Genomic DNA, 14,943 nt, shown 5'->3' on the forward strand with positions numbered 1-14,943 from the left:
CCACGTCTTCCGTCACGCTGCCTGTCGCGCTGTCGCCAGTATCGAGGGTGATCGAAGAGTCGTCTGCCGCACCATTGATGGTGATCGTGATGGTTTGTGTATCTTTGCCATCCGCCGTCGCAACCGTGTAGGTTTCCACGATTGTCTCGCCTGCGTTCAGGCCTTGGACGGTCGCGTTGTCGTTGTCCACCACGTACGTCCAGTTGCCCTCGGCATCGATGGTCAACGTACCCAGTTGAGCTCCGCCTTCCACTGTGCTGCTTGTGAACGTTGGCGTGGTGTTGAACGCGCCATCGCCATCCGCATCTGTCACGCTCAAGCGGCCGGTCACTTCAAGCTGAACACCCTCTGTCTCGGCATCGGTATCCACGTCTTCCGTCACGCTGCCTGTCGCGCTGTCGCCAGTATCGAGGGTGATCGAAGAGTCGTCTGCCGCACCATTGATGGTGATCGTGATGGTTTGTGTATCTTTGCCATCCGCCGTCGCAACCGTGTAGGTTTCCACGATTGTCTCGCCTGCGTTCAGGCCTTGGACGGTCGCGTTGTCGTTGTCCACCACGTACGTCCAGTTGCCCTCGGCATCGATGGTCAACGTACCCAGTTGAGCTCCGCCTTCCACTGTGCTGCTTGTGAACGTTGGCGTGGTGTTGAACGCGCCATCGCCATCCGCATCTGTCACGCTCAAGCGGCCGGTCACTTCAAGCTGAACACCCTCTGTCTCGGCATCGGTATCCACGTCTTCCGTCACGCTGCCTGTCGCGCTGTCGCCAGTATCGAGGGTGATCGAAGAGTCGTCTGCCGCACCATTGATGGTGATCGTGATGGTTTGTGTATCTTTGCCATCCGCCGTCGCAACCGTGTAGGTTTCCACGATTGTCTCGCCTGCGTTCAGGCCTTGGACGGTCGCGTTGTCGTTGTCCACCACGTACGTCCAGTTGCCCTCGGCATCGATGGTCAACGTACCCAGTTGAGCTCCGCCTTCCACTGTGCTGCTTGTGAACGTTGGCGTGGTGTTGAACGCGCCATCGCCATCCGCATCTGTCACGCTCAAGCGGCCGGTCACTTCAAGCTGAACACCCTCTGTCTCGGCATCGGTATCCACGTCTTCCGTCACGCTGCCTGTCGCGCTGTCGCCAGTATCGAGGGTGATCGAAGAGTCGTCTGCCGCACCATTGATGGTGATCGTGATGGTTTGTGTATCTTTGCCATCCGCCGTCGCAACCGTGTAGGTTTCCACGATTGTCTCGCCTGCGTTCAGGCCTTGGACGGTCGCGTTGTCGTTGTCCACCACGTACGTCCAGTTGCCCTCGGCATCGATGGTCAACGTACCCAGTTGAGCTCCGCCTTCCACTGTGCTGCTTGTGAACGTTGGCGTGGTGTTGAACGCGCCATCGCCATCCGCATCTGTCACGCTCAAGCGGCCGGTCACTTCAAGCTGAACACCCTCTGTCTCGGCATCGGTATCCACGTCTTCCGTCACGCTGCCTGTCGCGCTGTCGCCAGTATCGAGGGTGATCGAAGAGTCGTCTGCCGCACCATTGATGGTGATCGTGATGGTTTGTGTATCTTTGCCATCCGCCGTCGCAACCGTGTAGGTTTCCACGATTGTCTCGCCTGCGTTCAGGCCTTGGACGGTCGCGTTGTCGTTGTCCACCACGTACGTCCAGTTGCCCTCGGCATCGATGGTCAACGTACCCAGTTGAGCTCCGCCTTCCACTGTGCTGCTTGTGAACGTTGGCGTGGTGTTGAACGCGCCATCGCCATCCGCATCTGTCACGCTCAAGCGGCCGGTCACTTCAAGCTGAACACCCTCTGTCTCGGCATCGGTATCCACGTCTTCCGTCACGCTGCCTGTCGCGCTGTCGCCAGTATCGAGGGTGATCGAAGAGTCGTCTGCCGCACCATTGATGGTGATCGTGATGGTTTGTGTATCTTTGCCATCCGCCGTCGCAACCGTGTAGGTTTCCACGATTGTCTCGCCTGCGTTCAGGCCTTGGACGGTCGCGTTGTCGTTGTCCACCACGTACGTCCAGTTGCCCTCGGCATCGATGGTCAACGTACCCAGTTGAGCTCCGCCTTCCACTGTGCTGCTTGTGAACGTTGGCGTGGTGTTGAACGCGCCATCGCCATCCGCATCTGTCACGCTCAAGCGGCCGGTCACTTCAAGCTGAACACCCTCTGTCTCGGCATCGGTATCCACGTCTTCCGTCACGCTGCCTGTCGCGCTGTCGCCAGTATCGAGGGTGATCGAAGAGTCGTCTGCCGCACCATTGATGGTGATCGTGATGGTTTGTGTATCTTTGCCATCCGCCGTCGCAACCGTGTAGGTTTCCACGATTGTCTCGCCTGCGTTCAGGCCTTGGACGGTCGCGTTGTCGTTGTCCACCACGTACGTCCAGTTGCCCTCGGCATCGATGGTCAACGTACCCAGTTGAGCTCCGCCTTCCACTGTGCTGCTTGTGAACGTTGGCGTGGTGTTGAACGCGCCATCGCCATCCGCATCTGTCACGCTCAAGCGGCCGGTCACTTCAAGCTGAACACCCTCTGTCTCGGCATCGGTATCCACGTCTTCCGTCACGCTGCCTGTCGCGCTGTCGCCAGTATCGAGGGTGATCGAAGAGTCGTCTGCCGCACCATTGATGGTGATCGTGATGGTTTGTGTATCTTTGCCATCCGCCGTCGCAACCGTGTAGGTTTCCACGATTGTCTCGCCTGCGTTCAGGCCTTGGACGGTCGCGTTGTCGTTGTCCACCACGTACGTCCAGTTGCCCTCGGCATCGATGGTCAACGTACCCAGTTGAGCTCCGCCTTCCACTGTGCTGCTTGTGAACGTTGGCGTGGTGTTGAACGCGCCATCGCCATCCGCATCTGTCACGCTCAAGCGGCCGGTCACTTCAAGCTGAACACCCTCTGTCTCGGCATCGGTATCCACGTCTTCCGTCACGCTGCCTGTCGCGCTGTCGCCAGTATCGAGGGTGATCGAAGAGTCGTCTGCCGCACCATTGATGGTGATCGTGATGGTTTGTGTATCTTTGCCATCCGCCGTCGCAACCGTGTAGGTTTCCACGATTGTCTCGCCTGCGTTCAGGCCTTGGACGGTCGCGTTGTCGTTGTCCACCACGTACGTCCAGTTGCCCTCGGCATCGATGGTCAACGTACCCAGTTGAGCTCCGCCTTCCACTGTGCTGCTTGTGAACGTTGGCGTGGTGTTGAACGCGCCATCGCCATCCGCATCTGTCACGCTCAAGCGGCCGGTCACTTCAAGCTGAACACCCTCTGTCTCGGCATCGGTATCCACGTCTTCCGTCACGCTGCCTGTCGCGCTGTCGCCAGTATCGAGGGTGATCGAAGAGTCGTCTGCCGCACCATTGATGGTGATCGTGATGGTTTGTGTATCTTTGCCATCCGCCGTCGCAACCGTGTAGGTTTCCACGATTGTCTCGCCTGCGTTCAGGCCTTGGACGGTCGCGTTGTCGTTGTCCACCACGTACGTCCAGTTGCCCTCGGCATCGATGGTCAACGTACCCAGTTGAGCTCCGCCTTCCACTGTGCTGCTTGTGAACGTTGGCGTGGTGTTGAACGCGCCATCGCCATCCGCATCTGTCACGCTCAAGCGGCCGGTCACTTCAAGCTGAACACCCTCTGTCTCGGCATCGGTATCCACGTCTTCCGTCACGCTGCCTGTCGCGCTGTCGCCAGTATCGAGGGTGATCGAAGAGTCGTCTGCCGCACCATTGATGGTGATCGTGATGGTTTGTGTATCTTTGCCATCCGCCGTCGCAACCGTGTAGGTTTCCACGATTGTCTCGCCTGCGTTCAGGCCTTGGACGGTCGCGTTGTCGTTGTCCACCACGTACGTCCAGTTGCCCTCGGCATCGATGGTCAACGTACCCAGTTGAGCTCCGCCTTCCACTGTGCTGCTTGTGAACGTTGGCGTGGTGTTGAACGCGCCATCGCCATCCGCATCTGTCACGCTCAAGCGGCCGGTCACTTCAAGCTGAACACCCTCTGTCTCGGCATCGGTATCCACGTCTTCCGTCACGCTGCCTGTCGCGCTGTCGCCAGTATCGAGGGTGATCGAAGAGTCGTCTGCCGCACCATTGATGGTGATCGTGATGGTTTGTGTATCTTTGCCATCCGCCGTCGCAACCGTGTAGGTTTCCACGATTGTCTCGCCTGCGTTCAGGCCTTGGACGGTCGCGTTGTCGTTGTCCACCACGTACGTCCAGTTGCCCTCGGCATCGATGGTCAACGTACCCAGTTGAGCTCCGCCTTCCACTGTGCTGCTTGTGAACGTTGGCGTGGTGTTGAACGCGCCATCGCCATCCGCATCTGTCACGCTCAAGCGGCCGGTCACTTCAAGCTGAACACCCTCTGTCTCGGCATCGGTATCCACGTCTTCCGTCACGCTGCCTGTCGCGCTGTCGCCAGTATCGAGGGTGATCGAAGAGTCGTCTGCCGCACCATTGATGGTGATCGTGATGGTTTGTGTATCTTTGCCATCCGCCGTCGCAACCGTGTAGGTTTCCACGATTGTCTCGCCTGCGTTCAGGCCTTGGACGGTCGCGTTGTCGTTGTCCACCACGTACGTCCAGTTGCCCTCGGCATCGATGGTCAACGTACCCAGTTGAGCTCCGCCTTCCACTGTGCTGCTTGTGAACGTTGGCGTGGTGTTGAACGCGCCATCGCCATCCGCATCTGTCACGCTCAAGCGGCCGGTCACTTCAAGCTGAACACCCTCTGTCTCGGCATCGGTATCCACGTCTTCCGTCACGCTGCCTGTCGCGCTGTCGCCAGTATCGAGGGTGATCGAAGAGTCGTCTGCCGCACCATTGATGGTGATCGTGATGGTTTGTGTATCTTTGCCATCCGCCGTCGCAACCGTGTAGGTTTCCACGATTGTCTCGCCTGCGTTCAGGCCTTGGACGGTCGCGTTGTCGTTGTCCACCACGTACGTCCAGTTGCCCTCGGCATCGATGGTCAACGTACCCAGTTGAGCTCCGCCTTCCACTGTGCTGCTTGTGAACGTTGGCGTGGTGTTGAACGCGCCATCGCCATCCGCATCTGTCACGCTCAAGCGGCCGGTCACTTCAAGCTGAACACCCTCTGTCTCGGCATCGGTATCCACGTCTTCCGTCACGCTGCCTGTCGCGCTGTCGCCAGTATCGAGGGTGATCGAAGAGTCGTCTGCCGCACCATTGATGGTGATCGTGATGGTTTGTGTATCTTTGCCATCCGCCGTCGCAACCGTGTAGGTTTCCACGATTGTCTCGCCTGCGTTCAGGCCTTGGACGGTCGCGTTGTCGTTGTCCACCACGTACGTCCAGTTGCCCTCGGCATCGATGGTCAACGTACCCAGTTGAGCTCCGCCTTCCACTGTGCTGCTTGTGAACGTTGGCGTGGTGTTGAACGCGCCATCGCCATCCGCATCTGTCACGCTCAAGCGGCCGGTCACTTCAAGCTGAACACCCTCTGTCTCGGCATCGGTATCCACGTCTTCCGTCACGCTGCCTGTCGCGCTGTCGCCAGTATCGAGGGTGATCGAAGAGTCGTCTGCCGCACCATTGATGGTGATCGTGATGGTTTGTGTATCTTTGCCATCCGCCGTCGCAACCGTGTAGGTTTCCACGATTGTCTCGCCTGCGTTCAGGCCTTGGACGGTCGCGTTGTCGTTGTCCACCACGTACGTCCAGTTGCCCTCGGCATCGATGGTCAACGTACCCAGTTGAGCTCCGCCTTCCACTGTGCTGCTTGTGAACGTTGGCGTGGTGTTGAACGCGCCATCGCCATCCGCATCTGTCACGCTCAAGCGGCCGGTCACTTCAAGCTGAACACCCTCTGTCTCGGCATCGGTATCCACGTCTTCCGTCACGCTGCCTGTCGCGCTGTCGCCAGTATCGAGGGTGATCGAAGAGTCGTCTGCCGCACCATTGATGGTGATCGTGATGGTTTGTGTATCTTTGCCATCCGCCGTCGCAACCGTGTAGGTTTCCACGATTGTCTCGCCTGCGTTCAGGCCTTGGACGGTCGCGTTGTCGTTGTCCACCACGTACGTCCAGTTGCCCTCGGCATCGATGGTCAACGTACCCAGTTGAGCTCCGCCTTCCACTGTGCTGCTTGTGAACGTTGGCGTGGTGTTGAACGCGCCATCGCCATCCGCATCTGTCACGCTCAAGCGGCCGGTCACTTCAAGCTGAACACCCTCTGTCTCGGCATCGGTATCCACGTCTTCCGTCACGCTGCCTGTCGCGCTGTCGCCAGTATCGAGGGTGATCGAAGAGTCGTCTGCCGCACCATTGATGGTGATCGTGATGGTTTGTGTATCTTTGCCATCCGCCGTCGCAACCGTGTAGGTTTCCACGATTGTCTCGCCTGCGTTCAGGCCTTGGACGGTCGCGTTGTCGTTGTCCACCACGTACGTCCAGTTGCCCTCGGCATCGATGGTCAACGTACCCAGTTGAGCTCCGCCTTCCACTGTGCTGCTTGTGAACGTTGGCGTGGTGTTGAACGCGCCATCGCCATCCGCATCTGTCACGCTCAAGCGGCCGGTCACTTCAAGCTGAACACCCTCTGTCTCGGCATCGGTATCCACGTCTTCCGTCACGCTGCCTGTCGCGCTGTCGCCAGTATCGAGGGTGATCGAAGAGTCGTCTGCCGCACCATTGATGGTGATCGTGATGGTTTGTGTATCTTTGCCATCCGCCGTCGCAACCGTGTAGGTTTCCACGATTGTCTCGCCTGCGTTCAGGCCTTGGACGGTCGCGTTGTCGTTGTCCACCACGTACGTCCAGTTGCCCTCGGCATCGATGGTCAACGTACCCAGTTGAGCTCCGCCTTCCACTGTGCTGCTTGTGAACGTTGGCGTGGTGTTGAACGCGCCATCGCCATCCGCATCTGTCACGCTCAAGCGGCCGGTCACTTCAAGCTGAACACCCTCTGTCTCGGCATCGGTATCCACGTCTTCCGTCACGCTGCCTGTCGCGCTGTCGCCAGTATCGAGGGTGATCGAAGAGTCGTCTGCCGCACCATTGATGGTGATCGTGATGGTTTGTGTATCTTTGCCATCCGCCGTCGCAACCGTGTAGGTTTCCACGATTGTCTCGCCTGCGTTCAGGCCTTGGACGGTCGCGTTGTCGTTGTCCACCACGTACGTCCAGTTGCCCTCGGCATCGATGGTCAACGTACCCAGTTGAGCTCCGCCTTCCACTGTGCTGCTTGTGAACGTTGGCGTGGTGTTGAACGCGCCATCGCCATCCGCATCTGTCACGCTCAAGCGGCCGGTCACTTCAAGCTGAACACCCTCTGTCTCGGCATCGGTATCCACGTCTTCCGTCACGCTGCCTGTCGCGCTGTCGCCAGTATCGAGGGTGATCGAAGAGTCGTCTGCCGCACCATTGATGGTGATCGTGATGGTTTGTGTATCTTTGCCATCCGCCGTCGCAACCGTGTAGGTTTCCACGATTGTCTCGCCTGCGTTCAGGCCTTGGACGGTCGCGTTGTCGTTGTCCACCACGTACGTCCAGTTGCCCTCGGCATCGATGGTCAACGTACCCAGTTGAGCTCCGCCTTCCACTGTGCTGCTTGTGAACGTTGGCGTGGTGTTGAACGCGCCATCGCCATCCGCATCTGTCACGCTCAAGCGGCCGGTCACTTCAAGCTGAACACCCTCTGTCTCGGCATCGGTATCCACGTCTTCCGTCACGCTGCCTGTCGCGCTGTCGCCAGTATCGAGGGTGATCGAAGAGTCGTCTGCCGCACCATTGATGGTGATCGTGATGGTTTGTGTATCTTTGCCATCCGCCGTCGCAACCGTGTAGGTTTCCACGATTGTCTCGCCTGCGTTCAGGCCTTGGACGGTCGCGTTGTCGTTGTCCACCACGTACGTCCAGTTGCCCTCGGCATCGATGGTCAACGTACCCAGTTGAGCTCCGCCTTCCACTGTGCTGCTTGTGAACGTTGGCGTGGTGTTGAACGCGCCATCGCCATCCGCATCTGTCACGCTCAAGCGGCCGGTCACTTCAAGCTGAACACCCTCTGTCTCGGCATCGGTATCCACGTCTTCCGTCACGCTGCCTGTCGCGCTGTCGCCAGTATCGAGGGTGATCGAAGAGTCGTCTGCCGCACCATTGATGGTGATCGTGATGGTTTGTGTATCTTTGCCATCCGCCGTCGCAACCGTGTAGGTTTCCACGATTGTCTCGCCTGCGTTCAGGCCTTGGACGGTCGCGTTGTCGTTGTCCACCACGTACGTCCAGTTGCCCTCGGCATCGATGGTCAACGTACCCAGTTGAGCTCCGCCTTCCACTGTGCTGCTTGTGAACGTTGGCGTGGTGTTGAACGCGCCATCGCCATCCGCATCTGTCACGCTCAAGCGGCCGGTCACTTCAAGCTGAACACCCTCTGTCTCGGCATCGGTATCCACGTCTTCCGTCACGCTGCCTGTCGCGCTGTCGCCAGTATCGAGGGTGATCGAAGAGTCGTCTGCCGCACCATTGATGGTGATCGTGATGGTTTGTGTATCTTTGCCATCCGCCGTCGCAACCGTGTAGGTTTCCACGATTGTCTCGCCTGCGTTCAGGCCTTGGACGGTCGCGTTGTCGTTGTCCACCACGTACGTCCAGTTGCCCTCGGCATCGATGGTCAACGTACCCAGTTGAGCTCCGCCTTCCACTGTGCTGCTTGTGAACGTTGGCGTGGTGTTGAACGCGCCATCGCCATCCGCATCTGTCACGCTCAAGCGGCCGGTCACTTCAAGCTGAACACCCTCTGTCTCGGCATCGGTATCCACGTCTTCCGTCACGCTGCCTGTCGCGCTGTCGCCAGTATCGAGGGTGATCGAAGAGTCGTCTGCCGCACCATTGATGGTGATCGTGATGGTTTGTGTATCTTTGCCATCCGCCGTCGCAACCGTGTAGGTTTCCACGATTGTCTCGCCTGCGTTCAGGCCTTGGACGGTCGCGTTGTCGTTGTCCACCACGTACGTCCAGTTGCCCTCGGCATCGATGGTCAACGTACCCAGTTGAGCTCCGCCTTCCACTGTGCTGCTTGTGAACGTTGGCGTGGTGTTGAACGCGCCATCGCCATCCGCATCTGTCACGCTCAAGCGGCCGGTCACTTCAAGCTGAACACCCTCTGTCTCGGCATCGGTATCCACGTCTTCCGTCACGCTGCCTGTCGCGCTGTCGCCAGTATCGAGGGTGATCGAAGAGTCGTCTGCCGCACCATTGATGGTGATCGTGATGGTTTGTGTATCTTTGCCATCCGCCGTCGCAACCGTGTAGGTTTCCACGATTGTCTCGCCTGCGTTCAGGCCTTGGACGGTCGCGTTGTCGTTGTCCACCACGTACGTCCAGTTGCCCTCGGCATCGATGGTCAACGTACCCAGTTGAGCTCCGCCTTCCACTGTGCTGCTTGTGAACGTTGGCGTGGTGTTGAACGCGCCATCGCCATCCGCATCTGTCACGCTCAAGCGGCCGGTCACTTCAAGCTGAACACCCTCTGTCTCGGCATCGGTATCCACGTCTTCCGTCACGCTGCCTGTCGCGCTGTCGCCAGTATCGAGGGTGATCGAAGAGTCGTCTGCCGCACCATTGATGGTGATCGTGATGGTTTGTGTATCTTTGCCATCCGCCGTCGCAACCGTGTAGGTTTCCACGATTGTCTCGCCTGCGTTCAGGCCTTGGACGGTCGCGTTGTCGTTGTCCACCACGTACGTCCAGTTGCCCTCGGCATCGATGGTCAACGTACCCAGTTGAGCTCCGCCTTCCACTGTGCTGCTTGTGAACGTTGGCGTGGTGTTGAACGCGCCATCGCCATCCGCATCTGTCACGCTCAAGCGGCCGGTCACTTCAAGCTGAACACCCTCTGTCTCGGCATCGGTATCCACGTCTTCCGTCACGCTGCCTGTCGCGCTGTCGCCAGTATCGAGGGTGATCGAAGAGTCGTCTGCCGCACCATTGATGGTGATCGTGATGGTTTGTGTATCTTTGCCATCCGCCGTCGCAACCGTGTAGGTTTCCACGATTGTCTCGCCTGCGTTCAGGCCTTGGACGGTCGCGTTGTCGTTGTCCACCACGTACGTCCAGTTGCCCTCGGCATCGATGGTCAACGTACCCAGTTGAGCTCCGCCTTCCACTGTGCTGCTTGTGAACGTTGGCGTGGTGTTGAACGCGCCATCGCCATCCGCATCTGTCACGCTCAAGCGGCCGGTCACTTCAAGCTGAACACCCTCTGTCTCGGCATCGGTATCCACGTCTTCCGTCACGCTGCCTGTCGCGCTGTCGCCAGTATCGAGGGTGATCGAAGAGTCGTCTGCCGCACCATTGATGGTGATCGTGATGGTTTGTGTATCTTTGCCATCCGCCGTCGCAACCGTGTAGGTTTCCACGATTGTCTCGCCTGCGTTCAGGCCTTGGACGGTCGCGTTGTCGTTGTCCACCACGTACGTCCAGTTGCCCTCGGCATCGATGGTCAACGTACCCAGTTGAGCTCCGCCTTCCACTGTGCTGCTTGTGAACGTTGGCGTGGTGTTGAACGCGCCATCGCCATCCGCATCTGTCACGCTCAAGCGGCCGGTCACTTCAAGCTGAACACCCTCTGTCTCGGCATCGGTATCCACGTCTTCCGTCACGCTGCCTGTCGCGCTGTCGCCAGTATCGAGGGTGATCGAAGAGTCGTCTGCCGCACCATTGATGGTGATCGTGATGGTTTGTGTATCTTTGCCATCCGCCGTCGCAACCGTGTAGGTTTCCACGATTGTCTCGCCTGCGTTCAGGCCTTGGACGGTCGCGTTGTCGTTGTCCACCACGTACGTCCAGTTGCCCTCGGCATCGATGGTCAACGTACCCAGTTGAGCTCCGCCTTCCACTGTGCTGCTTGTGAACGTTGGCGTGGTGTTGAACGCGCCATCGCCATCCGCATCTGTCACGCTCAAGCGGCCGGTCACTTCAAGCTGAACACCCTCTGTCTCGGCATCGGTATCCACGTCTTCCGTCACGCTGCCTGTCGCGCTGTCGCCAGTATCGAGGGTGATCGAAGAGTCGTCTGCCGCACCATTGATGGTGATCGTGATGGTTTGTGTATCTTTGCCATCCGCCGTCGCAACCGTGTAGGTTTCCACGATTGTCTCGCCTGCGTTCAGGCCTTGGACGGTCGCGTTGTCGTTGTCCACCACGTACGTCCAGTTGCCCTCGGCATCGATGGTCAACGTACCCAGTTGAGCTCCGCCTTCCACTGTGCTGCTTGTGAACGTTGGCGTGGTGTTGAACGCGCCATCGCCATCCGCATCTGTCACGCTCAAGCGGCCGGTCACTTCAAGCTGAACACCCTCTGTCTCGGCATCGGTATCCACGTCTTCCGTCACGCTGCCTGTCGCGCTGTCGCCAGTATCGAGGGTGATCGAAGAGTCGTCTGCCGCACCATTGATGGTGATCGTGATGGTTTGTGTATCTTTGCCATCCGCCGTCGCAACCGTGTAGGTTTCCACGATTGTCTCGCCTGCGTTCAGGCCTTGGACGGTCGCGTTGTCGTTGTCCACCACGTACGTCCAGTTGCCCTCGGCATCGATGGTCAACGTACCCAGTTGAGCTCCGCCTTCCACTGTGCTGCTTGTGAACGTTGGCGTGGTGTTGAACGCGCCATCGCCATCCGCATCTGTCACGCTCAAGCGGCCGGTCACTTCAAGCTGAACACCCTCTGTCTCGGCATCGGTATCCACGTCTTCCGTCACGCTGCCTGTCGCGCTGTCGCCAGTATCGAGGGTGATCGAAGAGTCGTCTGCCGCACCATTGATGGTGATCGTGATGGTTTGTGTATCTTTGCCATCCGCCGTCGCAACCGTGTAGGTTTCCACGATTGTCTCGCCTGCGTTCAGGCCTTGGACGGTCGCGTTGTCGTTGTCCACCACGTACGTCCAGTTGCCCTCGGCATCGATGGTCAACGTACCCAGTTGAGCTCCGCCTTCCACTGTGCTGCTTGTGAACGTTGGCGTGGTGTTGAACGCGCCATCGCCATCCGCATCTGTCACGCTCAAGCGGCCGGTCACTTCAAGCTGAACACCCTCTGTCTCGGCATCGGTATCCACGTCTTCCGTCACGCTGCCTGTCGCGCTGTCGCCAGTATCGAGGGTGATCGAAGAGTCGTCTGCCGCACCATTGATGGTGATCGTGATGGTTTGTGTATCTTTGCCATCCGCCGTCGCAACCGTGTAGGTTTCCACGATTGTCTCGCCTGCGTTCAGGCCTTGGACGGTCGCGTTGTCGTTGTCCACCACGTACGTCCAGTTGCCCTCGGCATCGATGGTCAACGTACCCAGTTGAGCTCCGCCTTCCACTGTGCTGCTTGTGAACGTTGGCGTGGTGTTGAACGCGCCATCGCCATCCGCATCTGTCACGCTCAAGCGGCCGGTCACTTCAAGCTGAACACCCTCTGTCTCGGCATCGGTATCCACGTCTTCCGTCACGCTGCCTGTCGCGCTGTCGCCAGTATCGAGGGTGATCGAAGAGTCGTCTGCCGCACCATTGATGGTGATCGTGATGGTTTGTGTATCTTTGCCATCCGCCGTCGCAACCGTGTAGGTTTCCACGATTGTCTCGCCTGCGTTCAGGCCTTGGACGGTCGCGTTGTCGTTGTCCACCACGTACGTCCAGTTGCCCTCGGCATCGATGGTCAACGTACCCAGTTGAGCTCCGCCTTCCACTGTGCTGCTTGTGAACGTTGGCGTGGTGTTGAACGCGCCATCGCCATCCGCATCTGTCACGCTCAAGCGGCCGGTCACTTCAAGCTGAACACCCTCTGTCTCGGCATCGGTATCCACGTCTTCCGTCACGCTGCCTGTCGCGCTGTCGCCAGTATCGAGGGTGATCGAAGAGTCGTCTGCCGCACCATTGATGGTGATCGTGATGGTTTGTGTATCTTTGCCATCCGCCGTCGCAACCGTGTAGGTTTCCACGATTGTCTCGCCTGCGTTCAGGCCTTGGACGGTCGCGTTGTCGTTGTCCACCACGTACGTCCAGTTGCCCTCGGCATCGATGGTCAACGTACCCAGTTGAGCTCCGCCTTCCACTGTGCTGCTTGTGAACGTTGGCGTGGTGTTGAACGCGCCATCGCCATCCGCATCTGTCACGCTCAAGCGGCCGGTCACTTCAAGCTGAACACCCTCTGTCTCGGCATCGGTATCCACGTCTTCCGTCACGCTGCCTGTCGCGCTGTCGCCAGTATCGAGGGTGATCGAAGAGTCGTCTGCCGCACCATTGATGGTGATCGTGATGGTTTGTGTATCTTTGCCATCCGCCGTCGCAACCGTGTAGGTTTCCACGATTGTCTCGCCTGCGTTCAGGCCTTGGACGGTCGCGTTGTCGTTGTCCACCACGTACGTCCAGTTGCCCTCGGCATCGATGGTCAACGTACCCAGTTGAGCTCCGCCTTCCACTGTGCTGCTTGTGAACGTTGGCGTGGTGTTGAACGCGCCATCGCCATCCGCATCTGTCACGCTCAAGCGGCCGGTCACTTCAAGCTGAACACCCTCTGTCTCGGCATCGGTATCCACGTCTTCCGTCACGCTGCCTGTCGCGCTGTCGCCAGTATCGAGGGTGATCGAAGAGTCGTCTGCCGCACCATTGATGGTGATCGTGATGGTTTGTGTATCTTTGCCATCCGCCGTCGCAACCGTGTAGGTTTCCACGATTGTCTCGCCTGCGTTCAGGCCTTGGACGGTCGCGTTGTCGTTGTCCACCACGTACGTCCAGTTGCCCTCGGCATCGATGGTCAACGTACCCAGTTGAGCTCCGCCTTCCACTGTGCTGCTTGTGAACGTTGGCGTGGTGTTGAACGCGCCATCGCCATCCGCATCTGTCACGCTCAAGCGGCCGGTCACTTCAAGCTGAACACCCTCTGTCTCGGCATCGGTATCCACGTCTTCCGTCACGCTGCCTGTCGCGCTGTCGCCAGTATCGAGGGTGATCGAAGAGTCGTCGTTTACACCGGTAAATGTAACAACTGCTGTTGCTTCAGCAGAATCGGTAGATCCATCGTTTACCGTCACACCGATTTGATAATCCGTCGTGACCAACGCATCGTTAGCCAACGCTGCTTCACCGGCTGCAGTGAGTGTTACAACACCAGTGTCTGCATCAATTTCAAAGTAACCTTGTTCGTTACCGCTGGTAATACGATAGGTGAGGCTGTCACCATCGACATCGCTCGCGTTAAATGTCGCGACAACATCACCTTCTAGGCCCACATTTTCGGTCTGCGTACTTCCGTTGACTGTATCAATCGTCGGCGCCGTGTTTACTGATGTAGATGCAGCAGTCTCATTCGTCACCAATACGCTCGACAGCGCCAAACTTTGTGTTTGAGAAAGGCCTAGGCTTTCGAAGCCGGTGGTGTCGAAGCTGGTGATCGCGATGGTTTCTGAGCCAATGCGCTCGACCGTGGCGGCGGCGGTGAGTGCCGAACCTTGGCCTCCGCCGGCTGCGGGAGCAAGTTCTTCGTCTACTTGGGTGGGATCCTGCCCCTCTTCTAGGGCGGCAAAAATACGCGCAACGTCGTCGGTGATGTCTTGTGGGTTGTTATTGGCGTCAATGATCTGCGTTTTGAGTGCAGCCTCATCACTGATGTCATCACCGCGTTGCACGATCACCGTTCCTTGCGGCAATTTCTCCCCGATGAGCGCGGTTCGAATATTGCCATTCACGTCGATGACGATCATTTGGTTTGCAGACAGAATCCCACTAAACACAAGAGAGTTAACACTCATAAAAGACAACCCCAGAAACTTTTTTAGTCATTTTACCGCACAACATTCACACATTGACGGCATTTATTATTTAGGAAAATTTGTCGAAAGATATCACTAAACCTTAGTTAAACAAAGGTTAAAACGACGTACTGTTAACGTTTTTTTGACGCATTCAATAATTTTTGACCACAAATCATTGGAAC

1 protein-coding gene (running past one end of the window) is annotated in these 14,943 nt (G+C 58.1%); it reads right to left on the minus strand.

What is annotated here, in order from left to right; translation table 11 throughout:
* On the minus strand, positions 1-14,758 hold the 5' end (the start) of the coding sequence (locus ACS18Q_RS19130; RefSeq protein WP_441257685.1) for a VCBS domain-containing protein. The gene continues 19,298 nt to the left of window position 1, outside the view; the window shows 14,758 of its 34,056 coding nt (coding positions 1-14,758); its start codon is at positions 14,756-14,758; the stop codon falls past the left edge of the window.
* Between the last annotated feature and the right edge of the window lie 185 nt (positions 14,759-14,943).

It is taken from the genome of Vibrio sp. Vf1514, from assembly GCF_052076135.1.
Classification (GTDB): Bacteria; Pseudomonadota; Gammaproteobacteria; order Enterobacterales; family Vibrionaceae; genus Vibrio; species Vibrio furnissii.